Source organism: Burkholderia theae (genome assembly GCF_048565265.1).
GTDB classification, from domain to species: domain Bacteria; phylum Pseudomonadota; class Gammaproteobacteria; order Burkholderiales; family Burkholderiaceae; genus Burkholderia; species Burkholderia theae.
Genome location: NZ_CP183461.1, coordinates 431,832 through 457,795 on the forward strand (window position 1 = coordinate 431,832; position 25,964 = coordinate 457,795).

Here is a 25,964-nt window from a genome sequence, read left to right on the forward strand (position 1 = left end):
TTTGGGATGACGATGAAAAAGACTGCTCTCGACTTCTGGGTCGGCCTGTTCGTGGTGGTGGGCTTCCTTGCGGTGCTGTTCCTGGCGCTGAAGGTCGGCAACATGAGCTCGCTGTCGTTTCAGCCGACCTACGCGGTGAAGATGAAATTCGACAATATCGGCGGGCTGAAGCCGCGCGCGGCCGTGAAGAGCGCGGGTGTCGTGGTCGGCCGCGTGAAGACGATCGGCTTCGACACGAACACCTACCAGGCGCTGGTGACGATCGATATCGACGGCCAGTACCCGTTCCCGAAGGATTCGTCGGCGAAGATCCTGACGTCGGGCCTGCTCGGCGAACAATATATCGGCCTCGAGCCGGGCGGCGACACCGAAATGCTGAAGGCGGGCGATACGATCACGATGACGCAATCGGCGATCGTGCTCGAGAACCTGATCGGCCAGTTCCTGTACAGCAAGGCCGCCGATGCGGGCGGCGCGAAGCCGGCAGCCGGTGCGCCGGCCGCGCCGGCACCGGTGGCGGTACCTGCGTCGGCTGTGTCCGGTTCGGCAGCCCAATAACCACACGAGAGAATACAGAGGGTAATGACCATGCAGACGATCCGCATCAGGCACGCCGCGCTCGCGGTGGCGGCAGTCGCCGCGTTGAGCGGCTGCGCGACCGTGCAGACGCCGACCAAGGGCGATCCGCTCGAAGGCTTCAACCGGACGATGTACAAGTTCAACGATACGGTCGACACGTACGCGCTGAAGCCGGTCGCGCAGGGCTACCAGTACGTGGTGCCGCAGCCGGTGCGCGACAGCGTCACGAACTTCTTCTCGAACATCGGCGACGTCTACATCGCGGCGAACAACATCGTGCAGTTGCGGATCGCGGACGGCGTCGGCGACCTGATGCGCGTCGTGATCAACACGGTGTTCGGCGTCGGTGGCCTGTTCGACGTCGCGACGATCGCGAAGCTGCCGAAGCACACGGCCGACTTCGGGATCACGATGGGCCGCTACGGCATGCCGTCGGGCCCGTATCTCGTGCTGCCGCTGCTTGGACCGAGCACGCTGCGCGATACGGCCGGCCTCGGCGTCGACTATGTCGGCAATCCGCTGACCTATGTGAAGCCGGACGGCGTGGGTTATGGCCTGTTCGGCGTGAACCTCATCAACACGCGCGCGAACCTGCTCGGCGCGGGCGACGTGCTGAACGCCGCGGCGCTCGACAAGTATTCGTTCGTGCGTAACGCGTACCTGCAGCGCCGCCAGATGCTGATCGACAATGCGCGCGGCGAAGCCGGCTCGACGGCGAGCAACGACGCGCTGCCGAAGTACGATCTGCCGGACGATGGCGCGGCACCGGCGGCAGCCGGTGCGACGGCGCCGGCAGGCGCATCGGGCGCGGCGGTGGCCGCGCCGGCTTCGGGCACGGCCGAATCGCCGAACCCGGCCAGCGAAACGAGCGTGCCGCCGATGCAGGTGGCGCCGCCGTCGCCGGGCGGGTTCCGCTTCCCGAGCATCCGGCTGCACTGACGGATTTACATTCGTTACAGCCGGAAACGATTCAGTCGGTAGCGTGCGCGAACTTGCGCGTAAGCTACCTGCTCCAACCTTCGCATCGACTCATTCATGCAGGTCACTATGATGAAAAAACTGTTCCTGATCCCCGTATTCGCGGCGCTGTTCTCGTTCGGCAGCGCAGCTCACGCGCAAGTCGACCAGTCGAACCCGCAGGCGCTGATCAAGACGGCGACGCAGCAGGTGCTCGACGAAGTCAAGGCGCAGACGATCAAGCAGGGCGACACCAATCGCATCATTACGATCGTCAACAAGGACATCCTGCCGTACACCGATTTCCGCCGCACCACGCAGCTCGCGATGGGCCGCAACTGGCGCACGGCGACGGCCGAGCAGCAGCAGCAGGTTCAGGAGCAGTTCAAGCTGCTGCTGATCCGCACGTATTCGGGTGCGCTCGCGCAACTGAAGCCGGACCAGCAGATCCAGTACCCGCCGTTCCGCGCAGACCCGGCCGACACCGACGTCGTGGTCAAGACGGTTGCGTTGAACAACGGCCAGCCGGTCCAGATCGATTACCGCCTGTACAAGTCGGCGAACGGCTGGAAGGTGTATGACCTGAACGTGCTCGGCGCATGGCTGATCCAGACGTACCAGCAGCAGTTCAACGAGAAGATCCAGCAAAGCGGCGTGGACGGCCTGATCCAGTTCCTGACGCAGCGCAACCAGCAACTTGCCGCCGGCAAGCAGGCGTCGTGAGCGGTTTCGAAGCCGGCTCCTCGCTGACCGTCGCGAGCGCGAAGTCCGCGCTCGCGGACGGTCTTGCGCGCATCGGCGCGGGTGCGACCGCCGTCGATTGCGCGGCGCTGACGCAGTTCGACTCGTCCGCGCTCGCCGTGCTGCTCGCATGGCAACGTGCCGCCAAAGCGCGCGGCGCGACCCTCGACATCCTCAATCTCCCCCCGAAGCTCGCCAGCCTCGCGCGCGCCTACGGCGTCGACGCGCTCATCGAAGGCACCGGGCGACATTGACCCTGTCCGACCGGAGCCTGCCGCGCCAGCCGGCGCGCGCACGCTTCACGCCGTGCGTCTCCGGCGCCGGCTCGACCAGCCGGTTTGCCCTATAATCAAGCGTTTTGCGGGGCAGCCAATCGGCGTCCGGCCCCCATTTTCTTTCGCAGCAAGCACAGAATAGGCGTCGCGGCCATTGCGTCGCGCACAGTCATGTCAGCCATAGAAATCCGTCACGTCAAGAAGCGCTACAAATCGCTTCAGGCGCTCAAGGGCGTCAGCCTGTCGGTCGAGGAAGGCGAGTTTTTCGGTCTGCTCGGCCCCAACGGCGCAGGCAAGACCACGCTCATCAGCATCCTCGCCGGGCTTGCCCGGGCCGACGAAGGCAGTATCTCGGTGCGCGGCCACGACGTCGTCAAGGACTTCCGTGGGGCGCGCCGCGCACTCGGCGTCGTGCCGCAGGAACTCGTTTTCGACCCGTTCTTCACCGTCCGCGAGACGCTGCGGATCCAGTCCGGCTATTTCGGGCTGCGTCGCAACGACGACTGGATCGATGAAGTGATGGCCAATCTCGATCTGACCGAGAAGGCCGACGCGAACATGCGCGCGCTGTCGGGCGGGATGAAGCGCCGTGTGCTCGTCGCGCAGGCGCTCGTGCACCGGCCGCCCGTGATCGTGCTCGACGAGCCGACCGCCGGCGTCGACGTCGAACTGCGCCAGACGCTGTGGAAATTCATCTCGCGCCTGAACCGCGAGGGCCACACGATCGTGCTGACCACCCATTACCTCGAGGAAGCCGAGTCGCTGTGCGACCGCATCGCGATGCTGCGCCGCGGGGAAGTGGTCGCGCTCGACCGCACCGACGCGCTGCTGCGCCGCTTCGCGGGGCTGCAGCTCTATCTGCGCCTCGCGATGGGCGCGCTGCCCGCCGAACTGCGCGGGCTGGAGACCGACCCGGCCGCGCGCGCGCCGGGCGAGCACCTGCTGCGCCTCACGAGCTACGACGATGTCGAACGCATCCTGGCGCAGTGCCGCGCGGCGGGCTGCACGTTCGACGAGATCGAGGTCCGCAAGGCCGACCTCGAGGATGTGTTCGTCCAGGTGATGAACGGGGCCGAGGTGATCGAGGGATTGGCATGAGCGGTTTTCAAACGCTGTTCTACAAGGAACTGCTGCGTTTCTGGAAGGTGTCGTTCCAGACGGTATGCGCACCGATCGTGACGGCGCTGCTGTATCTGACGATCTTCGGCCACGCGCTGTCGGGCCGCGTCGAGGTGTATCCGGGCGTCGAGTACGTGAGCTTTCTCGTGCCGGGCCTCGTGATGATGAGCGTGTTGCAGAACGCGTTCGCGAACAGCTCGTCGTCGCTGATCCAGTCGAAGATCACCGGCAACCTCGTGTTCATGCTGCTGCCGCCGCTGTCGTACCGCGACATCTTCGGCGCGTACGTGCTCGCGTCCGTCGTGCGCGGGCTCGCGGTCGGCGCGGGCGTGTTCGTCGTGACGATCTGGTTCATCCCGATGCACTTCGCGGCGCCGCTGTTCATCATTGCGTTCGCGCTGCTCGGCTCGGCGATCCTCGGCACGCTCGGCTTGATCGCGGGGATCTGGGCCGAGAAGTTCGACCAGCTCGCCGCGTTCCAGAACTTCCTGATCATGCCGCTGACGTTCCTGTCCGGCGTGTTCTATTCGACGCACTCGCTGCCGCCCGTGTGGCGCGAGATCTCGCGTCTCAATCCGTTTTTCTACATGATCGACGGCTTCCGTTTCGGGTTCTTCGGCGCGTCCGACATCAACCCGTTCGCGAGCCTGGCGATCGTTGCCGGTTTCTTCGTGCTGCTCGCGATGATCGCGATGCGGCTGCTCGCGACCGGCTACAAACTGCGTCATTGATATCACTGGCTGCGGCCGCCTCGGGCGGCGCGCGCCGACAGGAGCCTTACACCATGTTGCCGACTCCCGAACAGGTCAAGCAATACATCGCCGGCGGTCTCGCCTGCACTCATCTGGAAGTCGAAGGCGACGGCCAGCATTTCTTCGCGACGATCGTGTCGGCGGCCTTCGAAGGCAAGCGGCCGATCCAGCGGCACCAGCTCGTTTATGCGGCGCTCGGCGATCGCATGAAGCAGGAAATTCACGCGCTCAGCATGAAGACGCTGACGCCCGCCGAATGGCAGAACGCATAACCGGAAAAACTGAGTGCAAGTCACCGTCAACGAGCGCGACGCCGTCAAGAGCGTCGCCACGGCACACCCGGCCGCCAACGGGGAATCGCACGGACATGGGATGGACAAGCTCGTGATCGAGGGCGGCCGCCGCCTGTCCGGCGAGATCGTCGTGTCGGGCGCGAAGAACGCCGCACTGCCGATCCTGTGCGCGGGGCTGCTCACCGCCGATCCGGTCGATCTCGACAACGTGCCGAATCTGCAGGATGTGCGCACCACGCTGAAGGTGCTGAACCAGATGGGCGTGAAGAGCGAGACCGACGGCTGCCGCGTGCAGCTCGACGCGTCGCGCGTCGACAACCTCGTTGCGCCGTACGAACTCGTGAAGACGATGCGCGCGTCGATCCTCGTGCTCGGGCCGCTGCTCGCGCGCTTCGGCGAGGCGAAGGTGTCGCTGCCGGGCGGCTGCGCGATCGGCGCGCGTCCGGTCGACCAGCACATCAAGGGCCTGCAGGCGATGGGCGCCGAGATCAGCATCGAGCACGGCTTCATCGAAGCGCGCGCGAAGCGCCTGAAGGGCGCGCGCATCGTGACCGACATGATCACGGTGACGGGGACGGAAAACCTGCTGATGGCCGCGACGCTCGCGGACGGCGAGACCGTGATCGAGAACGCGGCGCGCGAACCGGAAGTGAGCGATCTCGCACACTTGCTGGTCGCGATGGGCGCGAAAATCGACGGCATCGGCACCGATCGCCTCGTGATCCAGGGTGTCGAGCGGCTGCGCGGCGCACGCCATTCGGTGATCCCCGACCGCATCGAGGCCGGCACGTTCCTGTGCGCGGTCGCGGCGGCGGGCGGCGACGTGATGCTGACGGGCGTGCGCCCGCACATCCTCGACGCGGTGATCGACAAGCTGCGCGAAGCCGGCGTGTCGATCGAGGAAGGCGACAGCTGGCTGCGCGTGAAGATGGACCGCCGGCCGTCGGCCGTGACGATTCGCACGTCGGAATACCCGGCGTTCCCGACCGACATGCAGGCGCAGTTCATGGCCCTCAATACCGTCTCGACGGGCACCGCGCAGGTCGTGGAAACCATTTTCGAGAACCGCTTCATGCACGTGCAGGAGCTGAACCGGCTCGGCGCGAACATCACGATCGACGGCAACACGGCGCTCGTGACGGGTGTCGAGAAACTGTCGGGCGCGAACGTGATGGCGACCGACCTGCGTGCGTCGGCGAGCCTCGTGATCGCCGGGCTGCGTGCCGACGGCGAAACGCTCGTCGACCGCATCTATCACCTGGACCGCGGTTACGACCGCATGGAAGCCAAACTGACCGCCGTCGGCGCGAACGTGCGCCGCCTCTCCGGGAGCCAAGCATGACCGCGCCGCTGACCCTCGCCCTGTCGAAGGGCCGGATTTTCGAGGAAACCCTGCCGCTGCTCGCCGCGGCCGGCATCCAGGTGGCCGAGGACCCGGAAACGTCGCGCAAGCTGATCCTGCCGACGACCGACCCGAACCTGCGCGTGATCATCGTGCGCGCGAGCGACGTGCCGACCTATGTCGAATACGGCGCAGCCGATTTCGGCGTGGCCGGCAAGGACGTGCTGGTCGAGCACGGCGGCTCGGGGCTGTACCAGCCGATCGATCTGAACATTGCGCGCTGCCGGATGTCGGTGGCCGTGTCGGCCGGCTTCGATTACGCGAACGCGGTGCGCCAGGGCGCGCGCCTGCGTGTCGCGACGAAGTACGTCGAGACGGCGCGCGAGCACTTTGCCGCGAAGGGCGTGCACGTCGACTTGATCAAGCTTTACGGCTCGATGGAGCTGGCGCCGCTGGTCGGGCTGGCCGACGCGATCGTCGACCTCGTCAGCTCGGGCGGCACGCTGAAGGCGAACAATCTGGTCGAGGTCGAGGAGATCATGGCGATCTCGTCGCGCCTCGTCGTGAACCAGGCTGCGCTGAAGTTGAAGCGCGCGGCGCTCAAGCCGATTCTCGACGCGTTCGAACGCGCGTCGCAGAATGGCGGTTGAGCGCATCACCGAAACGGAACTCCCATGTCCATCACCATCCGCAGGCTCGATTCGACGAACGAAGGCTTCGGCGCCGCACTGCGCGCGTTGCTCGCATTCGAGGCGAGCGAAGACGCGGCGATCGAGCAATCGGTCGCGCAGATCCTCGCCGACGTGAAGTCGCGCGGCGACGCCGCGGTGCTCGAGTACACGAATCGCTTCGACCGGCTGAGCGCGAGCAGCGTCGCCGCGCTCGAACTGCCGCAGGACGCGCTGCAGACGGCGCTCGACGGCCTCGCGCCGAAGGCGCGCGCGGCGCTCGAAGCGGCCGCGGCGCGCGTGCGCGCGTACCACGAGAAGCAGAAGATCGAATGCGGCACGCATAGCTGGCAGTACACGGAAAGCGACGGCACCGTGCTCGGCCAGAAAGTCACGCCGCTCGACCGCGTCGGCCTGTACGTGCCGGGCGGCAAGGCCGCGTATCCGTCGTCGGTGCTGATGAACGCGATTCCCGCGCGCGTCGCGGGCGTCGGCGAGATCGTGATGGTCGTGCCGACGCCGGACGGCGTGAAGAACGACCTCGTGCTCGCCGCGGCGCTGCTCGGCGGCGTCGATCGCGTGTTCACGATCGGCGGTGCGCAGGCGGTCGCTGCGCTCGCGTACGGCACGGCGACAGTGCCGGCCGTCGACAAGATCTGCGGCCCCGGCAATGCGTACGTCGCGTCGGCGAAGCGCCGCGTGTTCGGCACGGTCGGCATCGACATGATCGCCGGGCCGTCGGAAATCCTCGTGATCTGCGACGGCACGACCGATCCGAACTGGGTCGCGATGGACCTGTTCTCGCAAGCCGAGCACGACGAGCTCGCGCAATCGATCCTGCTGTGTCCGGACGGCGCGTTCCTCGACCGCGTCGAAAAGGCGATCGACGAGATGCTGCCGTCGATGCCGCGCCGGGACGTGATTCGCGCGTCGCTCGAAGGCCGCGGCGCGCTGATCAAGGTGCGCGACATGGCCGAGGCGTGCCGGATCGCGAACGACATTGCACCCGAGCACCTGGAAATATCGGCGCTGGAACCGCAGCAATGGGGCCAGCAGATCCGCCACGCGGGCGCGATCTTCCTCGGCCGCTACACGAGCGAGAGCCTTGGCGACTACTGCGCGGGCCCGAACCACGTGCTGCCGACGTCGCGCACCGCGCGCTTCTCGTCGCCGCTCGGCGTGTACGACTTCATCAAGCGCTCGAGCCTGATCGAAGTCAGCGCCGAAGGCGCGCAGACGCTCGGCGAGATCGCGTCCGAGCTCGCGTACGGCGAAGGGCTGCAGGCGCACGCGAAGAGCGCCGAGTTCCGGATGAGGGGCTGACCGCGCGCTGCGCGGGGCCGGGGCAGGCGCCGACGCGCCGACGCCGGCGGACCCCGAAGCCCGGGGTTGGAGACGAGTGCAGGGCGGCGGCCGCCGCCTTGCCGACCATTTGACGCCGGCGCGACGCACGCCGGCTTGAGACCATGACGACGCCACAAGACATCATCCGCCGCGACGTGCTCGCGATGACGAGCTACCCGGTACCGGACGCGAGCGGGTTCGTGAAGCTCGACGCGATGGAGAACCCGTATCCGCTACCCGAACCGCTCGCCGCGGCGCTCGGCGAGCGTCTCGCGCAGGTCGCGCTGAACCGCTACCCGGCGCCGCGCCCGGCTGCGCTGCTCGACAAGCTGCGCCACGCGATGGGCGCGCCGGCCGCATGCGACGTGCTGCTCGGCAACGGGTCGGACGAAATCATCAGCATGATGTCGGTCGCGTGTGCGCGGCCGGGCGCGAAGGTGCTCGCGCCGGTGCCGGGCTTCGTGATGTACGAACTGTCCGCGAAGCTCGCGCAGCTCGAATTCGTCGGCGTGCCGCTGAAGGCCGACCTGACGCTCGACGTCGACGCGATGCTCGCGGCGATCGACGAGCACCGGCCGGCGATCGTCTATCTCGCGTACCCGAACAACCCGACCGGCACGCTGTACGACGATGCCGACGTCGAGCGGATCGTCGCGGCCGCGCGGCACAGCCTGGTCGTGATCGACGAGGCGTACCAGCCGTTCGCCGAGCGCTCGTGGCTGCCGCGCGCCGCCGAGTTCGACAACGTCGTCGTGATGCGCACGGTGTCGAAGCTCGGCCTCGCGGGCATCCGCCTCGGTTATCTCGTCGGTTCGCCCGCGTGGCTGACCGAATTCGACAAGGTGCGCCCGCCGTACAACATCAACGTGCTGACCCAGGCGACCGCGGATTTCCTGCTCGACCACCTCGGCGTACTCGACGCGCAGGCGGCCGAATTGCGTGCGGAACGCACGCGCCTCGCGCAGGCCGTGGCCGCGCTGCCGGGCGCGACGGTGTTCCCGAGCGCCGGCAATTTCCTGCTGGTGCGCGTGCCGGACGCGGCTGCCGTGTTCGATGCGCTGCTCACCGAGCGGGTGCTGGTCAAAAACGTGAGTAAAATGCAGTCGTTGCTGGCTGAATGCGTGCGGCTGACCGTCGGTTCTCCCGACGAAAACGCCCGCCTGCTGGCTGCTTTGAAACTCGCGCTGCCCGGTTGAGCCCAGGGCGCGGCGGCGCGCGACGATCAATCCCCATTTACATCAGACTCAATCAAGGAATTGCCATGCGTGTGGCGGAAGTCGTTCGCAATACCAGCGAAACGCAGATCCGTGTGAAGCTCGATCTCGACGGCACCGGCCGGCAGAAGCTGGCCACCGGTGTGCCGTTTCTCGACCATATGCTCGACCAGATCGCGCGACACGGTCTGGTCGATCTCGAGGTCGAAGCGCATGGCGACACGCATATCGACGACCACCACACGGTCGAGGATGTCGGCATCACGCTCGGGCAGGCCGTCGCGAAGGCGATCGGCGACCGCAAGGGCATCCGCCGCTACGGCCATTCGTACGTGCCGCTCGACGAGGCGCTGTCGCGCGTCGTGATCGACTTCTCGGGCCGGCCGGGCCTCGAATTCCACGTGCCGTTCACGCGTGCGCGGATCGGCACGTTCGACGTCGACCTGTCGATCGAATTCTTCCGCGGTTTCGTGAATCACGCGGGCGTCACGCTGCACATCGACAACCTGCGCGGGATCAACGCGCACCATCAGCTCGAGACGGTGTTCAAGGCCTTCGGCCGTGCGCTGCGCGCGGCGGTGGAGCTGGACGAGCGTGCGGCGGGGCAGATCCCGTCGACGAAAGGCAGCCTCTGACCTTCCGAACGGACGGACGCTAAGGACAACCTCACGGCTTCGGCGCACGGCGCCGGCTTGCGATGGATCTGCTCAAATCGTTCATTTCGCTGCTTGCGCTGATCAATCCGATCGGCGCGGTGCCGTTTTTCCTGAGCCTGACGGCGCAGCAGACGGACGACGAGCGCCGCCGCACGATCCGGATCGCGTCGGTGTCGGTGTTCTGCGTGATGACGGTGACGACGCTGCTCGGGCAGCAGATCATCGACTTCTTCGGCATTTCGGTCGGGTCGCTCGAAGTGGGCGGCGGGATCATCATGCTGCTGATGGCGATCAACATGCTGAACGCGCAGATCGGCAACACGCGATCGACGCCCGAGGAGCGCCACGAGGCCGAGCTGAAGGACAACATCGCGGTCGTGCCGCTGGCGATTCCGCTGCTCACGGGCCCCGGCTCGATCAGCACGGTGATCATCTATGCGGCGAATTCGCGTCACTGGTATGAGCGGGCCGGGCTGGTCGCGATCGGCGCGGTCCTGGCTTTGCTGTGTTTCGTCGCGATGCGGCTCGCCGAGCCGATCGCGAACTGGATCGGCCGCACGGGCATCAACATCGCCACGCGGCTGATGGGTCTGATGCTGTCGGCGCTGGCGGTGGAATTCATCGTCAATGGACTGAGGGCGCTACTGCCTGCACTGAGATGAAAACTTCGATTGCGATTGTGGATTATGGAATGGGCAACCTGCGCTCGGTCGCGCAGGCGCTCAAGAAGGCCGAACCGGCCGCCGACGTGGCGATCGTCGACACGCCGGCCGCGATTCGCGCGGCCGACCGCGTCGTGCTGCCCGGCCAGGGCGCGATGCCCGACTGCATGCGCTGTCTCGGCGAATCGGGCCTGCAGGAGGCCGTGATCGAGGCGTCGCGCACGAAGCCGCTGCTCGGCGTGTGCGTCGGCGAGCAGATGCTGTTCGACTGGAGCGCGGAAGGCGACACGAAGGGCCTCGGCCTGTTGCCCGGCAAGGTCGTGCGTTTCGAGCTCGACGGCCGGCTGCAGGACGACGGTTCGCGCTTCAAGGTGCCGCAGATGGGCTGGAACCGCGTGCGCCAGTCGCAGCCTCACCCGCTGTGGGACGGCGTGCCCGACGACGCGTATTTCTACTTCGTGCACAGCTATTACGTGACGCCGGACAACCCGGCGCACTCGGTGGGCGAAACCGCCTACGGCGCGCCGTTTACGTCGGCGGTCGCGCGCGATAATCTCTTCGCGACCCAATTCCACCCCGAGAAGAGTGCGGAGGTCGGGTTGCGTCTGTATCGCAACTTCGTACACTGGAAACCGTGAACGTCGCGTGCGTGCCACAGTCGGCGGGCCGGAAAGGCCCGTCGCACGGGGCTTGCCCGCCAAGACGCCGAAAGAGTTGTACTAAACTAGCGAGACGGCGCGGCACCGGTTTGGCCGGTGCGCGCCGGATTCTTTTCTTTTTCCACGACGACATCCGATTGCTATGTTGCTGATTCCGGCCATCGATCTAAAAGACGGTCAGTGTGTACGCCTGAAACAGGGCGATATGGACCAGGCTACGATTTTCTCCGAGGACCCGGCGGCGATGGCCCGCAAGTGGGTCGATCTCGGCGCCCGGCGGCTCCATCTGGTCGACCTGAACGGCGCATTCGCCGGCAAGCCGAGGAATCTCGAGGCGATCGAGGCGATCCTCGACGAAGTCGGCGATGAAATCCCCGTGCAGCTCGGCGGCGGCATCCGCAGCCTCGAGACGATCGAGAAGTATCTCGACGCCGGCCTGTCCTACGTGATCATCGGCACGGCCGCCGTGAAGGATCCGGGCTTCCTGCAGGATGCGTGCACCGCGTTCGCGGGCAACATCATCGTCGGCCTGGATGCCAAGGACGGCAAGGTCGCGACCGACGGCTGGAGCAAGCTGACGGGCCACGAAGTGATCGATCTCGCGCGGAAGTTCGAGGACTACGGCGTCGAATCGATCGTCTACACGGACATCGGCCGCGACGGGATGCTGCAGGGCATCAACATCGAGGCGACCGTGAAGCTCGCGCAGGCGGTCGGTATCCCGGTGATCGCCAGCGGCGGCCTGTCGAATCTCACGGACATCGAGAACCTGTGCGAAGTGGAAGAGCAAGGCGTCGAAGGCGTGATCTGCGGCCGCGCGATCTACTCCGGCGATCTCGATTTCGCGGCCGCGCAAAAGCGCGCGGACGAACTGAACGGCGAACTCGACAACGCGTAACCGCGGTTGTCCCGTTCGCCGGGGCTGCCCGCAGGCGGCCCCGACCGGAAGCCTCGCGCGAGGCTTCCGTAACCGGCCGTCCCATCGCGGCATTTGGCGCAACATCATGGCTCTAGCTAAACGCATCATCCCCTGCCTGGACGTGACTGCCGGGCGTGTCGTCAAGGGCGTCAACTTCGTCGAGCTGCGCGACGCCGGCGACCCCGTCGAAATCGCCCGCCGCTACGACGACCAGGGTGCCGACGAACTGACCTTCCTCGACATCACCGCGACCTCCGACCAGCGCGACCTGATCCTGCCGATCATCGAAGCCGTTGCATCGCAGGTCTTCATTCCGTTGACGGTCGGCGGCGGCGTGCGCGCCGTCGAGGACGTGCGGCGCCTGCTGAACGCGGGCGCGGACAAGGTCAGCATGAACTCGTCGGCGGTCGCGAACCCGCAGCTCGTGCGCGACGCGGCCGACAAGTACGGCTCGCAGTGCATCGTCGTCGCGATCGACGCGAAGCGCGTGTCGGCCGATGGCGAGACGCCGCGCTGGGAAGTGTTCACGCACGGCGGCCGCAAGGGCACGGGCCTCGACGCGATCGAATGGGCGCGCAAGATGGCCGAGCTCGGCGCGGGCGAGATCCTGCTCACGAGCATGGACCGCGACGGCACGAAGTCGGGTTTCGACCTCGCGCTCACGCGCGGCGTGTCGGACGCGGTGCCGGTGCCGGTGATCGCGTCGGGCGGCGTCGGCTCGCTGCAGCATCTCGCGGACGGCATCAAGGACGGCCGCGCCGACGCAGTGCTGGCGGCGAGCATCTTCCACTACGGCGAGCACACGGTCGGCGAGGCGAAACGCTTCATGGCCGACCAGGGCATCCCGGTGAGGCTGTGATGAATACGGAAACGAAATCCCTGCCCGCGTGGCTCGACAAGGTTCGCTGGGACGACAACGGCCTCGTGCCGGTGATCGCGCAGGAAGCGTCGACGAACGACGTGCTGATGTTCGCGTGGATGAACCGCGAGGCACTGGCGAAGACGATCGAGACGCAGCGCGCGGTTTATTACTCGCGCTCGCGCAAGCGCCTGTGGTTCAAGGGCGAGGAGTCGGGCCACGTGCAGCACGTGCACGAGGTGCGGCTCGATTGCGACGAGGACGTCGTGCTGCTGAAGGTCGAGCAGGTGTCGGGCATCGCGTGCCACACCGGCCGGCATTCGTGCTTCTTCCAGAAATTCGAAGGCAACGTCGACAGCGGCGACTGGGTCGCGGTCGATCCGGTGCTGAAAGACCCCGAACACATCTACAAATGACGCAATCCACCGAAGACACGCTGCTGCGCCTCGCGGCCGTGATCGATAGCCGCAAGGGCGGCGATCCCGATCAATCGTACGTATCGCGCCTGTTCCACAAGGGCGACGACGCGGTGCTGAAGAAGATCGGCGAAGAGGCGACGGAAGTCGTGCTGGCCGCGAAGGACGTGCGCCAGGGCGGCGCGCCGACCGCGCTCGTCGGCGAGGTGGCCGACCTGTGGTTCCACTGCCTCGTGATGCTGTCGCACTTCGACCTGAGCCCGGCCGACGTGATCGCCGAACTCGAGCGCCGCGAAGGATTGTCGGGCATCGAGGAGAAGGCGCTGCGCAAGCGCCGCGAGCGCGAGGAAAACGGCGGGTGACAGGCTTTGTCGCGGAACGGCCACAGTGCGGTAAGCTGTAAGAAATGTCATCTAACGGGGGTAGCATCATGACCGATACGCCAAGCCAGTTTCCGCCGCCGTCGGTGCCGGGGGCCGCGGACGCCGAACGCCTGAACGGGCTGCGCACGCTGACTCACGTGCTCTACGGCCTCTATGCGTTTCATTGGTTGACGGGCGGCGTGACGGGCATCATCGCGATCATCATCAACTACGTGAAGCGCGGCGATGTGGCCGGCACGCCGTACGCCGATCACTTCGAGTGGCAGATCCGCACGTTCTGGCGCGCACTGATCGCCTATGTGATCGGGTTCGCGCTGATGTTCATCGTGATCGGATTTGCAGTGATGTTTGTCACATGGATCTGGACGCTGTACCGTATTATCAAGGGTTGGCTGTACCTGAACGACAACAAGACGCTCGATCCGCAGGCGTGGTTCTGACCGGCCGCGTGCGGGCGTCAGCAGGAGCAACATGAGTCACGATCCGAATTGCCTGTTCTGCAAGATCGCGGCAGGCGAGATCCCGAGCACGAAGGTGCACGAGGACGACGAATTCGTCGCGTTCCGCGACATCCGCCCGGCGGCCGAGACGCACGTGCTCGTGATTCCGCGCCAGCATCTGCCGACGCTGTCGGCGGCGAGCGACGGCGATGCGCCGATGCTCGGCCGGCTGATGCTGCTCGTGTCGCGCCTCGCCGAGCAGCTCGGCGTTGCGTATACGGGCGGCGAAACCGGTTTTCGCACGGTGATCAATACGGGCCCGGGCGGCGGGCAGGAGGTCTATCACCTGCACGCGCATATCCTGGCCGGCCCGCGCCCCTGGCAGCGGATGGGTTGACGGCGCGGGGCGTTTCCCCGCATCCGATAGTCGAAGCCGGCGCGTCGCCGGCGATTTGCGCCGCGAAGCGGTGTGGTTGAGGAGATGTTTCATCATGGGTGGATTGAGCATTTGGCACTGGCTGATCGTGCTGCTGATCGTCGCGCTGGTTTTCGGTACGAAGAAGCTGCGCAACATCGGCAACGACCTCGGCAGCGCGGTGAAGGGCTTCAAGGACGGCATGAAGGAAGGCGAGACGCCGGCGGACGCGCAGCAACTGCCGCGCACGGGCTCGGTCGACGTCAACGCGAAGGAAACGACGCGTTCCGATTCGAACAAGGCGTAACGCCCGTACGCTGACAGGCTCGCGATGCTGGATCTCGGTCTTTCGAAGATGGCGCTGATCGGCGTCGTCGCGCTCGTGGTGCTCGGCCCCGAGCGCCTGCCGCGCGTCGCGCGTACGGCAGGCGCATTGTTCGGCCGCGCGCAGCGGTACATCAACGACGTGAAGGCTGAGGTCTCGCGCGAAATCGAACTCGACGCGCTGCGGACGATGAAAACCGATTTCGAGTCGGCCGCGCGCAATGTCGAGACGACGATTCACGACAACCTGCGCGAGCACGAAAAGGAACTGAACGACACGTGGCATTCCGCGGTCGGCGGTCTTAACGAAGGTTCCGGCGATGCCGGGTCCTACGGTTCCGGCACGCCTGCGGCGCCGTCGTGGCGCGGCAGCATGACCGCACTTGCGCCGAAGCGCCGCAACTGGCGCGTCAAGCAGGCGGCGACGCCTGTCTGGTACAAGCGCGCGACCACCCGCCGCACGCACGTGCAGTCGGGCGCCGCGCGTGTCGCGCGCCACCAGCCGGCCAGCCTGCGCCGGCCGACGCGCTTCTTCTGAGCCGAGCGCATGCTCGCACGTTTATCCTACCGAGGGCCGGCGTGAGCGACCCCCAGCAGAACCCGGGCGACGCCCCGGAAGAAACCTTCATTTCCCATCTCGTCGAGCTTCGCGATCGCATCATTCGCGCGGGGCTGGCCGTGATCGTCGTGTTCCTCGGGCTCGTCTACTGGGCGCCCGACATCTTCAAGCTGCTCGCGCGGCCGTTGATGCAGAACCTGCCGAAGGACGGCAAGATGATCGTGACCGACGTTACCGGCTCGTTCTTCGTGCCGATGAAGGTCACGATGCTCGTCGCGCTCGTGATCGCGCTGCCGGTCGTGCTGTACCAGATCTGGGCGTTCGTCGCGCCGGGGCTGTACCAGCACGAGAAGAAGCTCGTCGTGCCGCTCGTCGGCAGCAGCTACTTTCTGTTCCTGTGCGGGATGGCGTTCGCGTACTTCCTCGTGTTCCCGACGATCTTCCGCGTGATGGCGCACTACAACGCGCCGCTCGGCGCCGAGATGACGACCGACATCGACAACTACCTGAGCTTCGTGCTCGGGATGTTCATCGCGTTCGGGGTCACGTTCGAGGTGCCGATCGTCGTCGTGCTGCTCGTCCGGATGGGCGTGCTGACGGTGAAGAAGCTGAAGGAGATCCGCCCGTACGTGATCGTCGGCGCGTTCGTCGTCGCGGCGGTCGTCACGCCGCCGGACGTGTTCTCGCAACTGATGCTCGCGCTGCCGCTCATCGTGCTGTACGAGGCCGGGATCCTGGCCGCGCGGTTCTTCGTGCCGAAGAAGCCGGCCGAAGAGGGCGAGGCGGGGAACGGCGAAGCCGCGAGCTGACGACGGTGCGCCGGGCGGCGCGCGGCGGCTGGCCTTGCGGCCAGGCGTGATGCGGCCCGGTGGCGTTGCCGGCGGAAAGCGGGGCGAGGCCACGTCACCGGCCAACACCACACGGTCTCCGATGCAAAACAAAAGGGCAGCCTCGGCTGCCCTTTTTCATTTCCGTTCACGGCCGGCACGCGGCGGCGCGCCGCCCGCCCCGAACGTCATTCGGTATCGCTGTCCTGCTCGTCGAGCGTCTGTTTCGGCGGCGGCGGGCGCTTGCCGATCACGACGTTCACGTCGAACTCCTTGCCCTTGCGCACGACGTGCACCTTGGTTGGCGTGCCCGGCTTGATCTGCGCGACGACGTTCAGCAGCTTCGTCGTATCGGTGATGTCCTCGCCGTTGACCGTGACCAGGATGTCGCCCGGCTTGATGCCGGCCTTGTCGGCCGGGCCGCCCTGCAGCACGCCCGCGACGATCGCGCCCGATTTCTGCTGGAGCCCGAACGACTCGGCGATTTCCGGCGTGACGTCCTGCGGCTCGACGCCGATCCAGCCGCGCGTGACCGAGCCCGACGTGATGATGCTTTCGAGCACCGTGCGCGCGGTCGATACGGGAATCGCGAAGCCGATGCCGAGCGAGCCGCCCGAGCGCGAGTAGATTGCCGTGTTGATGCCGAGCAGGTTGCCGTTCACGTCGACCAGCGCGCCGCCCGAGTTGCCGGGGTTGATCGGCGCGTCGGTCTGGATGAAGTTCTCGAACGTGTTGATGCCGAGGTGGTTGCGGCCGAGCGCGCTGATGATCCCCATCGTGACCGTCTGGCCGACGCCGAACGGGTTGCCGATCGCGAGCACGACGTCGCCGACCCGCGACTGGTCGGAGCGGCCGAGCGTGATCGTCGGCAGGTTCGTCATGTTGATCTTCAGCACGGCCAGGTCGGTCTCGGGATCGCTGCCGATCACCTTCGCGGTGCCCGTGCGGCCGTCGGCGAGCGCGACTTCGATCTGGTCGGCGCCGTCCACGACGTGCTGGTTCGTTAGAATGTAACCTTCAGGGCTCACGATAACGCCCGAGCCAAGGTTGGCTGCCGGTTCGTCCTGCTGCTTGCGGGCGTTGCGGTCGCCGAAGAAGTAGCGGAACAGCGGATCTTTCGCGCGCGGGTCGGGCGGCAGCGAGCCGTCCTTGCTGGAGAAGACGTTGACGACGGCCGGCATCGCCTTCTGCGCGGCTTCCGCGTACGACGTGGTCGCCGGCGCGCCGCCGATGCCCGGTGCGACTTCCCGCAGCGCAACGATCGGCGTGGCGAGCTGCTTGCCGAGCTGTCCTTGCCGTTGCAGCCATTGCGGCTTGAGCGTCACGACGATGAACATCAGCGCGAGCAGCACGGTAACCGCCTGCGCGAAGAACAGCCAGAAGCGTCTAAGCATCTGAATGGATTAGAGGTTTATATGGATCGGATCGAACTTGAATTGTACTTGAACAATACCCTTGAAACCGCCCGCTTCAAGGACTATTGCCCGAACGGTCTCCAGGTCGAGGGGCGCCGCAAGGTCGAAAAGATCGCCACCGGCGTGACCGCGTCGGTCGCGTTCCTGGAGGCCGCGCTCGAATGGGGGGCGGATGCCGTGCTCGTTCATCACGGCTATTTCTGGCGCAACGAGGCGCCGCAGATCACGGGCCGCAAGTATCAGCGCCTGAAGCTGCTGCTCGCGAACGACCTGAACCTGTTCGCGTTCCACCTGCCGCTCGACGCACATCCCGAATTCGGCAACAACGCGCAACTCGGTGCGAAGCTCGGGCTGATCGGCGAGCAGCGCTTCGGCGACGGCGACCTCGGCTGGATGGCCACGCTGCCGATGCCCGTTTCGCTCGAGCACTTCGTCGCGAAGGTCGAGCGCGTGCTCGGCCGCACGCCGCTCGTGCTCGGCGATTCGGACATGCAGCTGCGCCGCATCGCGTGGTGCACGGGCGCCGCGCAGAGCTATTTCGACGCGGCGATCGATGCCGGCGCGGACGTGTTCCTGACCGGCGAGGTGTCCGAATACGTGACGCACACGGCGGCCGAGAGCGGCGTCGCGTTCGTTGCGGCAGGGCACCATGCGACCGAACGCTACGGAATCCAGGCGCTCGGCGCCCATTTATCCGAAGAATTCGATCTCGAACACCTTTTTATCGATATTCATAATCCGGTCTGAACGACGGATTTGCGGCGGCGCATCGAAATTTCGCAATGAAGCGGGCGCTTAAAAGTGAAATGATTTAATCGCTCCGGTAGTGGGGGAAAACCCTTAACTATCAATCACTTCGAAGGGATTTTCATCTCCGGGCCTTGTAAATGACGACTCCATTCGAGCAAACTAGCGGCGGAATGGAAAGTCGTGACGGAAAATCCAACTCAGAAGTGGGGCGTGTGATGCGAGACAAGGAAGAGAAACGCGTCGACAGCGGCCGCCGTACCTGGCTGATTGCGACATCCGTAGCAGGTGGCGTGGGAGGCGTAGCCACCGTCATACCTTTCGCGGCGTCGCTTGCGCCGTCCGAGAAAGCGAAAGCGGCCGGTGCGCCGGTCGAGGTCGACATCAGTGGCCTGAAGCCCGGCGAGATGGTCACCGTGCCGTGGCGCGGCAAGCCCGTCTGGATCCTGAATCGCACCGATTCGATGCTGGCCGACGTGGTCAAGGCCGACAAGGAAGTGGCCGATCCAACCACGAAATCCCCGTATTCGATGCCGTTGCCCGCGTATTGCGCCAACGAATATCGCTCGCGGGCCGATCGCAAGAACATTCTCGTCGTGATGGCCGTGTGTACGCACCTCGGCTGCACGCCTAGCCAACGCTTCACGCCGGGTCCGCAGCCGAACCTGCCGGACGACTGGCCGGGTGGTTTCCTGTGCCCGTGCCACGGTTCGACCTACGACCTCGCCGGCCGTGTGTTCAAGAACAAGCCGGCGCCTCAGAATCTCGACATCCCGCCCTATATGTTCACGTCGGCGACGTCCCTCGTGATCGGCAAGGACGAGAAAGGAGAAGCGTGATGGCTGGCGACAACAAGGAAGTCTCCACGACAGGTCTCACCGGCTGGATCGACCAGCGCTTCCCGCTCACGTCCACCTGGAAGAAGCACGTTTCCGAGTACTACGCGCCGAAGAACTTCAACTTCTGGTACTTCTTCGGCTCCCTCGCGCTGCTGGTGCTCGTCAACCAGATCGTCACGGGCATCTTCCTGACGATGAACTACAAGCCCGACTCGACGCTCGCGTTCGCGTCGGTCGAGTACATCATGCGCGAGGTGCCGTGGGGCTGGCTGATCCGCTACATGCACTCCACGGGTGCGTCGCTGTTCTTTGTCGTCGTCTACCTGCACATGTTTCGCGGGCTGATGTACGGTTCGTACCGCAAGCCGCGCGAACTCGTGTGGATCTTCGGCTGCGCGATCTTCCTGTGCCTGATGGCCGAGGCGTTCTTCGGCTACCTGCTGCCCTGGGGCCAGATGTCGTTCTGGGGCGCGCAGGTGATCGTGAACCTGTTCTCGGCGATCCCGTTCGTCGGCCCGGACCTGTCGCTGTGGATTCGCGGCGACTACGTGGTGTCGGACGTCACGCTGAACCGCTTCTTCGCGTTCCACGTGATCGCGATTCCGCTCGTGCTGGTCGGCCTCGTGATCGCGCACCTCGTCGCACTGCACGAAGTGGGGTCAAATAACCCGGACGGCATCGAGATCAAGGCGAAGAAGGACGAGAACGGCATTCCGCTCGACGGCATCCCGTTCCACCCGTACTACTCGGTGCACGATTTCTTCGGCGTGTGCGTGTTCCTGATGGTGTTCGCGCTGATCGTGTTCTTCTCGCCGGAGATGGGCGGCTACTTCCTCGAGGCGAACAACTTCGTCCCGGCGAACCCGCTGCAGACGCCGCCCGAGATCGCGCCGGTCTGGTATTTCACCGCGTTCTACGCGATGCTGCGCGCCACCACGGACCCGTTCAAGATCGTGCTGATGATCGTGATCGCGCTGCTCGGCGTGCTGGCGCTGATCCGCGCGCGCGGCAAGTGGAAGGCCGGGCTGCCGGTGCTGGCCGCGGCGATCGTCGTGTTCATGTTCCTGACGGAATCGAAGTTCTGGGGCGTGGTCGTGATGGGTTCGGCGGTGATCACGCTGTTCTTCCTGCCGTGGCTCGACCGCAGCCCGGTGAAGTCGATCCGCTATCGGCCGCTGTTCCACAAGGTGTTCCTCGGGATCTTCATCGCGGCGTTCCTGATCCTCGCGTTCCTCGGCACGCGGCCGCCATCGCCGGCTTCGACGCTGATCGCGCAGGTGTGTGCGCTGATTTACTTCGCGTTCTTCCTCGGCATGCCCGTCTGGACGCCGCTTGGTACGTTCAAGCAGCCGCCGGAGCGGGTGCGCTTCAAGCCCCATTAACGAGAGCGAGGAGAGAACGACATGAAGAAACTGCTTTCGACACTCGCGCTGATCGGGGCGACCGCGTGTGCGCTGCTGGCGGCGCCGGCCGTGCGGGCGGAAGGTAATTTTCCGCTCGACCGGGCGCCCGATAACACGGAAAATCTCGTTTCGCTTCAGCACGGCGCGCAATTGTTTGTAAACTATTGCCTGAACTGCCACAGCGCGAACCTGATGCGCTACAACCGTCTGACGGATCTGGGCATATCCCAGAAGGAGATCGAAACGAATCTCCTGTTCACGACCGACAAGGTCGGGAACACGATGTCCGTCGCGATGCGGCCCGAAGACGCGAAGAACTGGCTCGGCACCTCGCCGCCCGACCTGTCGGTCGAGGAGCGGGCGCGCGGCCGCGACTGGCTGTATACGTATCTGCGGAGTTTCTACCGCGACGATACGCGGCCGACCGGCTGGAACAACGCGGTGTTCGAGAACGTCGGCATGCCCCATGTGTTGTGGCAGCTGCAGGGGCAGCGCACCGCCAGATTCGAAGACAAGACGGACGAGGAGACGGGCGAGAAGGTCCACACGCTCGTCGGCTTCCAGCAGGTCACGCCGGGGACGCTGTCGTCACCGGATTATGATGCTGCGGTTGCCGACCTGGTGGCCTATATGACGTGGATGTCCGAGCCGGCCCAGCAGACCCGCAAGCGCCTTGGCGTGTGGGTGCTGATTTTTCTCGGTGTCCTGACTTTCCTGGCCTGGCGGCTCAATGCCGCGTACTGGAAAGATATCAAGTAATCACGCCTGACCGGCGTGGGGCCGGCGCAAGGCGGAACCCGTGAAAGGGGTTGCGCCGCGTGTCGGCCCTCGGCTTTTTTGAGGAAATGTAAATATGATGGTTCTGTATTCCGGCACAACTTGCCCGTTCTCCCAGCGTTGCCGGCTGGTGCTGTTCGAGAAGGGCATGGACTTCGAGATTCGCGACGTCGACCTGTTCAACAAGCCGGAAGACATTTCGGTGATGAACCCGTATGGCCAGGTGCCGATCCTGGTCGAGCGCGACTTGATCCTGTACGAATCGAACATCATCAACGAGTACATCGACGAGCGCTTCCCGCATCCGCAACTGATGCCGGCCGACCCGGTGCAGCGCGCGCGTGCGCGCCTGTTCCTGCTCAACTTCGAGAAGGAACTGTTCGTTCACGTCAGCACGCTCGAGAACGAGAAGGGCAAGGCTGCGGAGAAGAACCACGAGAAGGCACGCCTCGCGATCCGCGATCGCCTGACGCAGCTCGCGCCGATCTTCCTGAAGAACAAGTACATGCTCGGCGAAGAGTTCTCGATGCTCGACGTCGCGATCGCACCGCTGCTGTGGCGTCTGGATCACTACGGCATCGAGCTGTCGAAGAACGCCGCGCCGCTGATGAAGTACGCCGAACGGATCTTCAGCCGTCCGGCCTATATCGAAGCACTGACGCCGTCCGAAAAGGTCATGCGTCGTTAATGGCATGACGGAGAGGGTGACGCGGCGTGCCGCGCGCCCGCTCCGGGTTCGAGGATTGTGATGCAAGAGATTTCAACGAAGCCTTATCTGCTGCGCGCGTTGTACGAGTGGTGCACCGATAACGGTTACACGCCGCATATCGCGGTGAGGGTCGACAACTCGACGCGCGTGCCGCGTCAGTTCGTGCGTGACGGCGAGATCGTGCTCAACATCAGCTTCGAGGCGACGAGCCAGTTGCAGATGGGCAACGAGTGGATCGAGTTCACGGCCCGGTTCTCCGGGAAGGCGCACAAGATCGAGATTCCGGTTGCCAACGTGCTCGCGATCTATGCACGCGAGAACGGGCAGGGGATGGCGTTCCAGGTCGATGCGGTTGCGGGTGAAGGCGAGGATTCGGGCACGTTCGACGAAGAGGCTGTGCAGGCGGATGATGCGCAGCGCGACGAGCCGCCGTCACCGCTGACGCCGGTTGCCGACAGCGGCGCGAACGAGGAACCGTCCGAAGGTGCCGACGAACCGCCGAAAACTGATGGCGATGGTTCGAAAGGCGGCAGCAGACCTCGCCTCAAGATCGTGAAATGAGGTAGAATCTCGCGCTTACGCCGGCTTAGCTCATCTGGTAGAGCAGTTGATTTGTAATCATCAGGTGGCGGGTTCGAGTCCTGCAGCCGGCACCATATTTAGCAAGGGGTTACGCGATGTTTGCGTAGCCCCTTTCGCATTTGTGGCGTCGTGTACGCGAAAACTACTGCGTGGCTGCGAGGCTTATCACGACGCGACTTCCCGTCGCCTTTGCATAGCCGCACAGCCTGCGCAGCGACGGCATTGTGTGACCACCCTCCATACGCTCGATCGTTGATTGGGTCGTCTGCATCCTCTCGGCTAGCTGTTCCCGAGTCAATCCGGCACGGAGGCGTGCGGCGACGAGTTCATGTGCAACGGCAAGCCCGAACGCCTGCGCATCGTACTCGGCCTTGGTAGCCGGGTCGGCTAGTAGGCGGTTTTTCAGGGTTGCAAGGTCAGTCATCATCCAATCCTTTTTCATTTGTGCACCGGCCGTTTCACCTCGGCATGCAAATCTCCCGCGGCCTTCGCTCTCGCAGGCACACATGAAGCGTGCCGACACATCGTTTGTGATCATAGGGGGCGACGGCCGCGTGTCGTTCACGCAAGCCGATCGTCCCTGGAAACATCGAGCGCCAACTCGCGACGCAGTCGATCAGCCCGTCAGCGACATCCCCGGAAGTTCGAACTGGAATCCGCGCTGCTGGAAGCGTTCCACCACATGACCCCTGACAAGCGGATCTTCGTAATCCGGCGTGATGGAAATCTTCCTGTCTACGTGATTGATGGAGAGATACACATGCCCACCCGGTTCGAACCCGAACAGTTTGAAGTGCGCGTCGATAACCTCCATCCACGGGATGCAGGGCCGATCGGACCACGTGACCGGATCAGGTGAGCGTCGAAGCGGCAACCGAAGGGTGGTCTCCGGTTCCCGGCGCTTGGCGCGTGACTTATGATTGGCGTTAGCCATGGTCAACTCCTGTATTGAGTTGGTTGTGGTCAGCGGGACGCGAGTGCGTCAACACTCACGGCCCGCGCTTCATTCACTGCTTGGCGCTTCCCTTCTCCAAGATCTGGTTCCTGACGATCAACGCATCGAGCAACTCCCGCGCAAGCTCGCAGACATGCGCGGGCATCTTCGAAATGGCCTCTAGCTGGTCTCGTAGCACGCCGCTAGGCTCGCGCTCCCCATCATCGAACACAATCGCATCAGCACTCACCTGAAGCACGATGGCCAGTCGGCGAGTCGCATTCCATTTCGGGAACGCGGATCCATTTTCGAAGCGTCGGATTTGTATGGCGGAGAGCCCGACTGCCTTCCCGAGTTCCCGTTGGGTGAAACCGCGCGTGACGCGGAGCCGTCTCAGACGCTGTGAAAATTCCATATGCGGATCCCAAAATGAGGTCTACTGATTTCGAAACGATCTCTAACAGTTCATCCATAAGTTTCTGGAGACGAGAGATCGATTGCTCGAGGATCAATATAGACCGCGTCGCTTATTGAGAGGGCAAATTGGCCGATCGGATAAGGAACACTGATGAGGCGCTGGAGGGGGGGGGCAGCGCAACGCATGAAGGAATGAGCGCGACCGAGATGAATGTCTTGCTATGGGCGACGAACGCGGTCAATTTCGTCGACAGCCCCGATACCCACTTCCCTTACGTCCCCGCCCCGATCTGCATCACATGCGCCGCACGCAGCGCGTCGCCGAACATCTTCCCCATCGCCGCGCCGCACTTCTTCGCGAGACTGTCCGAATCGAGACATGTCTCCCCATCGGCGCGCGCCTTGTAGATCGGCTTGATCGTGTAACGGGTGCCGGCCGGCTTGTCGTTGGTGGCCGGGACAGCGGTCGTCGTTACATTCGATACTTCCATCTGCCACGTTGCACTGATGGGCGTGCCGTAACGCACCATGTCGGACTCCGTGAACAGGCGGATCGTGTGACTCGGTCGCATGGCCTGCAATGCCGACGGTACCGGATTCGCGAACTTCATCATGTCCAGTTCGACGACTTTCGTCGGCACGTCGGCCATTGCGCCCTGGATGCCTTCGCCGAGTCCGGCGAGATACGCGCGACCTTCGCTGCCGAATGCCGGCGCGTCGAAGATTTTGCCGTCCACGACGATCAGGATCGCGTCCGCTTTCGTCGGTGCGATACCCGCGGTGCCCTCGCCGATGAGATTCGGCGTTGCGACGCAGCCGCTCACGAGCGCTGCAACCACGCACGCTCCGATTCCACGCATTGTTTTCATTACCGGCCTGTCGAGAGAGCGTTGTGTCGGCTCGATGCGATTTAGTCGAGCGCAACGTGTTCTCGCGATTGTGGTGGATGTGGTGTGGTTTGCCAACGTGGTATCCACGCTCGGAACGTAACCCTGTTACTCAGTCCGCAAACAGACCTCGATCACATCTGCCCGAACAACCCCGCATACGCGCGGCTGACCGGCAGCATCTCCGGCTGCCCGTGCACGCGAATTCGCAGCCTTCCCAACAGGTCACGCTCGACCCGATCGATCGCCGCATACGCGACGATCACGCCGCGATGCACCTGCGCGAAACGCGCCGTCATGCTGCTCATCGTCGTCAATCCGGTCGGCATCGAATGGAAACGGCGTGTAACGTGCGCTGTTGCGCCCCCGTTTCGCTGTCACGGTCGCGTCACGGTGCGCCCCTAAGGTTGCACGTTCCCGTCGCGGCGGCATCGCCGGACCGGGAACGTACGCAATCCGCTCGCGACGCCGTGCCCGCGTCGCAGGTGGGCAACCGGGATCTCGCTCCCGGCGGCGCAGCAGTCATGCATCGCGCCAATTCATTCGAAAACAGGATCGACGCCGATTCGAACCGAGTCGCGGACGATCAGGAGACAGGGACCATGCTGAGTCCGCACGAATTCTCGATGCTGTTGCGCATTGCACGTGCGCCGGACAGCGTCGATCAATCGAATCCGGCTTTCGCCGTGCTGGTCGAGAAGCGGCTGGTCGACGCCGCTCAGGCGCGCATGAACGCGGTGGCCGCGCGCCCGGCGCTGACGCCGATCGGCCAGATGCTGCTGGCGCGCTTCGACGAAGCCGCTTGAGGGGACGCGTCACGCCTTCATCGGGACGAAGGGCGTGACGCGTTG

The 25,964-nt window shown here is 64.8% G+C and carries 36 protein-coding genes and 1 tRNA gene; 31 read left to right on the plus strand and 6 right to left on the minus strand.

Annotated elements, in window-relative coordinates:
- Positions 1 to 6: 6 nt before the first annotated feature.
- The 23 genes from mlaD to tatC all read left to right on the plus strand — a co-directional run bounded on the left by mlaD (position 7) and on the right by tatC (position 16,385).
- Positions 7 to 558 (plus strand): outer membrane lipid asymmetry maintenance protein MlaD, encoded by a 552-nt coding sequence (gene mlaD / locus ACN22W_RS02070; RefSeq protein WP_129513548.1) that lies wholly within the window; start codon positions 7 to 9, stop codon positions 556 to 558.
- A gap of 30 nt (positions 559 to 588) precedes the next feature.
- On the plus strand, positions 589 to 1,518 hold the full coding sequence (locus ACN22W_RS02075; protein ID WP_343494168.1) for a VacJ family lipoprotein: 930 nt from the start codon (positions 589 to 591) through the stop codon (positions 1,516 to 1,518).
- A 111-nt stretch (positions 1,519 to 1,629) separates the two neighbouring features.
- Complete coding sequence (locus ACN22W_RS02080; RefSeq protein WP_129513550.1) at positions 1,630 to 2,259, plus strand: MlaC/ttg2D family ABC transporter substrate-binding protein; 630 nt, start codon at positions 1,630 to 1,632, stop codon at positions 2,257 to 2,259.
- Positions 2,256 to 2,531 (plus strand): STAS domain-containing protein, encoded by a 276-nt coding sequence (locus ACN22W_RS02085; protein WP_027788544.1) that lies wholly within the window; start codon positions 2,256 to 2,258, stop codon positions 2,529 to 2,531. Before ACN22W_RS02080 ends, ACN22W_RS02085 begins: the two co-directional genes overlap by 4 nt.
- Positions 2,532 to 2,723: 192 nt before the next feature.
- On the plus strand, positions 2,724 to 3,650 hold the full coding sequence (locus tag ACN22W_RS02090; protein ID WP_419686011.1) for an ABC transporter ATP-binding protein: 927 nt from the start codon (positions 2,724 to 2,726) through the stop codon (positions 3,648 to 3,650).
- A complete protein-coding gene (locus tag ACN22W_RS02095; protein WP_048251411.1) occupies positions 3,647 to 4,402 on the plus strand; it encodes an ABC transporter permease in 756 nt (251 codons plus the stop codon). The genes ACN22W_RS02090 and ACN22W_RS02095 overlap by 4 nt, the downstream gene beginning before the upstream one ends.
- Positions 4,403 to 4,455: 53 nt before the next feature.
- A complete protein-coding gene (locus ACN22W_RS02100) occupies positions 4,456 to 4,695 on the plus strand; it encodes a BolA family protein (RefSeq protein WP_006477131.1) in 240 nt (79 codons plus the stop codon).
- A 13-nt stretch (positions 4,696 to 4,708) separates the two neighbouring features.
- The gene (gene murA, locus ACN22W_RS02105; RefSeq protein WP_419686015.1) at positions 4,709 to 6,058 is read left to right on the plus strand and encodes a UDP-N-acetylglucosamine 1-carboxyvinyltransferase; all 1,350 of its coding nucleotides are present in this window, start codon (positions 4,709 to 4,711) and stop codon (positions 6,056 to 6,058) included.
- On the plus strand, positions 6,055 to 6,708 hold the full coding sequence (gene hisG, locus ACN22W_RS02110; protein ID WP_048251409.1) for an ATP phosphoribosyltransferase: 654 nt from the start codon (positions 6,055 to 6,057) through the stop codon (positions 6,706 to 6,708). The genes murA and hisG overlap by 4 nt, the downstream gene beginning before the upstream one ends.
- A 24-nt stretch (positions 6,709 to 6,732) precedes the next feature.
- Entirely contained in the window at positions 6,733 to 8,049 is a 1,317-nt protein-coding gene (gene hisD, locus ACN22W_RS02115) for a histidinol dehydrogenase (RefSeq protein WP_343494105.1), read from the plus strand.
- A 143-nt stretch (positions 8,050 to 8,192) separates the two neighbouring features.
- Complete coding sequence (hisC, locus tag ACN22W_RS02120; RefSeq protein WP_419686017.1) at positions 8,193 to 9,266, plus strand: histidinol-phosphate transaminase; 1,074 nt, start codon at positions 8,193 to 8,195, stop codon at positions 9,264 to 9,266.
- A 65-nt stretch (positions 9,267 to 9,331) separates the two neighbouring features.
- A complete protein-coding gene (gene hisB / locus ACN22W_RS02125) occupies positions 9,332 to 9,919 on the plus strand; it encodes an imidazoleglycerol-phosphate dehydratase HisB (protein WP_011546606.1) in 588 nt (195 codons plus the stop codon).
- Positions 9,920 to 9,981: 62 nt separating this feature from the next.
- On the plus strand, positions 9,982 to 10,602 hold the full coding sequence (locus tag ACN22W_RS02130; protein WP_419686019.1) for a YchE family NAAT transporter: 621 nt from the start codon (positions 9,982 to 9,984) through the stop codon (positions 10,600 to 10,602).
- A complete protein-coding gene (gene hisH, locus ACN22W_RS02135) occupies positions 10,599 to 11,240 on the plus strand; it encodes an imidazole glycerol phosphate synthase subunit HisH (RefSeq protein WP_129513555.1) in 642 nt (213 codons plus the stop codon). Before ACN22W_RS02130 ends, hisH begins: the two co-directional genes overlap by 4 nt.
- A gap of 163 nt (positions 11,241 to 11,403) precedes the next feature.
- The gene (gene hisA / locus ACN22W_RS02140) at positions 11,404 to 12,159 is read left to right on the plus strand and encodes a 1-(5-phosphoribosyl)-5-[(5-phosphoribosylamino)methylideneamino]imidazole-4-carboxamide isomerase (RefSeq protein WP_343494106.1); all 756 of its coding nucleotides are present in this window, start codon (positions 11,404 to 11,406) and stop codon (positions 12,157 to 12,159) included.
- A gap of 106 nt (positions 12,160 to 12,265) precedes the next feature.
- A complete protein-coding gene (gene hisF, locus ACN22W_RS02145; RefSeq protein ID WP_047899625.1) occupies positions 12,266 to 13,039 on the plus strand; it encodes an imidazole glycerol phosphate synthase subunit HisF in 774 nt (257 codons plus the stop codon).
- Positions 13,039 to 13,455, plus strand: coding sequence for a phosphoribosyl-AMP cyclohydrolase (gene hisI / locus ACN22W_RS02150; RefSeq protein ID WP_048251404.1), 417 nt, complete (start codon positions 13,039 to 13,041; stop codon positions 13,453 to 13,455). Before hisF ends, hisI begins: the two co-directional genes overlap by 1 nt.
- Positions 13,452 to 13,817 carry a phosphoribosyl-ATP diphosphatase gene (locus ACN22W_RS02155; protein WP_006485344.1) on the plus strand — a complete coding sequence of 122 codons (366 nt, stop codon included), beginning with the start codon at positions 13,452 to 13,454 and terminating at the stop codon, positions 13,815 to 13,817. The genes hisI and ACN22W_RS02155 overlap by 4 nt, the downstream gene beginning before the upstream one ends.
- Positions 13,818 to 13,885: 68 nt before the next feature.
- A complete protein-coding gene (locus tag ACN22W_RS02160; protein WP_048251403.1) occupies positions 13,886 to 14,278 on the plus strand; it encodes a DUF4870 family protein in 393 nt (130 codons plus the stop codon).
- Positions 14,279 to 14,309: 31 nt separating this feature from the next.
- The gene (locus tag ACN22W_RS02165; protein ID WP_129513557.1) at positions 14,310 to 14,675 is read left to right on the plus strand and encodes a histidine triad nucleotide-binding protein; all 366 of its coding nucleotides are present in this window, start codon (positions 14,310 to 14,312) and stop codon (positions 14,673 to 14,675) included.
- Positions 14,676 to 14,769: 94 nt separating this feature from the next.
- Positions 14,770 to 15,000: a Sec-independent protein translocase subunit TatA gene (gene tatA / locus ACN22W_RS02170; protein WP_059232563.1), complete on the plus strand. Its 231-nt coding sequence runs from the start codon at positions 14,770 to 14,772 to the stop codon at positions 14,998 to 15,000.
- A gap of 24 nt (positions 15,001 to 15,024) precedes the next feature.
- Complete coding sequence (tatB, locus tag ACN22W_RS02175) at positions 15,025 to 15,555, plus strand: Sec-independent protein translocase protein TatB (protein ID WP_129513558.1); 531 nt, start codon at positions 15,025 to 15,027, stop codon at positions 15,553 to 15,555.
- Between the two features lie 41 nt (positions 15,556 to 15,596).
- Positions 15,597 to 16,385: a twin-arginine translocase subunit TatC gene (gene tatC, locus ACN22W_RS02180; RefSeq protein WP_048251400.1), complete on the plus strand. Its 789-nt coding sequence runs from the start codon at positions 15,597 to 15,599 to the stop codon at positions 16,383 to 16,385.
- Positions 16,386 to 16,591: 206 nt separating this feature from the next.
- On the opposite strand, the gene ACN22W_RS02185 is transcribed toward tatC, so the two are convergent.
- Positions 16,592 to 17,797 (minus strand): Do family serine endopeptidase, encoded by a 1,206-nt coding sequence (locus ACN22W_RS02185; RefSeq protein ID WP_419686022.1) that lies wholly within the window; start codon positions 17,795 to 17,797, stop codon positions 16,592 to 16,594.
- A gap of 21 nt (positions 17,798 to 17,818) precedes the next feature.
- On the opposite strand from ACN22W_RS02185, the gene ACN22W_RS02190 reads away from it, so the two are divergent.
- From ACN22W_RS02190 to ACN22W_RS02220, 7 genes are all read left to right on the plus strand, one after another.
- Complete coding sequence (locus tag ACN22W_RS02190) at positions 17,819 to 18,565, plus strand: Nif3-like dinuclear metal center hexameric protein (RefSeq protein WP_419686024.1); 747 nt, start codon at positions 17,819 to 17,821, stop codon at positions 18,563 to 18,565.
- A gap of 218 nt (positions 18,566 to 18,783) precedes the next feature.
- Positions 18,784 to 19,404 (plus strand): ubiquinol-cytochrome c reductase iron-sulfur subunit, encoded by a 621-nt coding sequence (gene petA / locus ACN22W_RS02195; protein WP_129514728.1) that lies wholly within the window; start codon positions 18,784 to 18,786, stop codon positions 19,402 to 19,404.
- Entirely contained in the window at positions 19,404 to 20,786 is a 1,383-nt protein-coding gene (locus ACN22W_RS02200; RefSeq protein ID WP_129513560.1) for a cytochrome b, read from the plus strand. The genes petA and ACN22W_RS02200 overlap by 1 nt, the downstream gene beginning before the upstream one ends.
- 21 nt (positions 20,787 to 20,807) lie before the next feature.
- Positions 20,808 to 21,566: a cytochrome c1 gene (locus ACN22W_RS02205; protein ID WP_129513561.1), complete on the plus strand. Its 759-nt coding sequence runs from the start codon at positions 20,808 to 20,810 to the stop codon at positions 21,564 to 21,566.
- Positions 21,567 to 21,660: 94 nt separating this feature from the next.
- Positions 21,661 to 22,272 (plus strand): glutathione S-transferase N-terminal domain-containing protein, encoded by a 612-nt coding sequence (locus ACN22W_RS02210; RefSeq protein ID WP_014898290.1) that lies wholly within the window; start codon positions 21,661 to 21,663, stop codon positions 22,270 to 22,272.
- 60 nt (positions 22,273 to 22,332) lie between these two features.
- Positions 22,333 to 22,854, plus strand: a complete 522-nt coding sequence (locus tag ACN22W_RS02215) for a ClpXP protease specificity-enhancing factor (RefSeq protein ID WP_193097516.1) — start codon at positions 22,333 to 22,335, stop codon at positions 22,852 to 22,854.
- Between the two features lie 19 nt (positions 22,855 to 22,873).
- A tRNA-Thr gene (locus ACN22W_RS02220) sits at positions 22,874 to 22,949 on the plus strand.
- A gap of 68 nt (positions 22,950 to 23,017) precedes the next feature.
- Here the strand turns inward: ACN22W_RS02220 and ACN22W_RS02225 are convergent.
- The 5 genes from ACN22W_RS02225 to ACN22W_RS02245 all read right to left on the minus strand — a co-directional run bounded on the left by ACN22W_RS02225 (position 23,018) and on the right by ACN22W_RS02245 (position 25,442).
- The gene (locus ACN22W_RS02225; RefSeq protein ID WP_419686026.1) at positions 23,018 to 23,317 is read right to left on the minus strand and encodes a helix-turn-helix domain-containing protein; all 300 of its coding nucleotides are present in this window, start codon (positions 23,315 to 23,317) and stop codon (positions 23,018 to 23,020) included.
- 174 nt (positions 23,318 to 23,491) lie between these two features.
- Positions 23,492 to 23,809, minus strand: a complete 318-nt coding sequence (locus ACN22W_RS02230; RefSeq protein ID WP_080971056.1) for a hypothetical protein — start codon at positions 23,807 to 23,809, stop codon at positions 23,492 to 23,494.
- A gap of 73 nt (positions 23,810 to 23,882) precedes the next feature.
- Positions 23,883 to 24,224: a helix-turn-helix domain-containing protein gene (locus tag ACN22W_RS02235; RefSeq protein ID WP_419686027.1), complete on the minus strand. Its 342-nt coding sequence runs from the start codon at positions 24,222 to 24,224 to the stop codon at positions 23,883 to 23,885.
- 274 nt (positions 24,225 to 24,498) lie between these two features.
- Complete coding sequence (locus ACN22W_RS02240; protein ID WP_419686028.1) at positions 24,499 to 25,191, minus strand: hypothetical protein; 693 nt, start codon at positions 25,189 to 25,191, stop codon at positions 24,499 to 24,501.
- A gap of 56 nt (positions 25,192 to 25,247) precedes the next feature.
- Positions 25,248 to 25,442, minus strand: a complete 195-nt coding sequence (locus ACN22W_RS02245) for a LytTR family DNA-binding domain-containing protein (RefSeq protein WP_419686029.1) — start codon at positions 25,440 to 25,442, stop codon at positions 25,248 to 25,250.
- Positions 25,443 to 25,715: 273 nt separating this feature from the next.
- Here ACN22W_RS02245 and ACN22W_RS02250 point away from each other — a divergent pair, with 273 nt between their 5' ends.
- The gene (locus tag ACN22W_RS02250; protein ID WP_048251442.1) at positions 25,716 to 25,919 is read left to right on the plus strand and encodes a hypothetical protein; all 204 of its coding nucleotides are present in this window, start codon (positions 25,716 to 25,718) and stop codon (positions 25,917 to 25,919) included.
- The last annotated feature ends 45 nt before the right edge of the window (positions 25,920 to 25,964 follow it).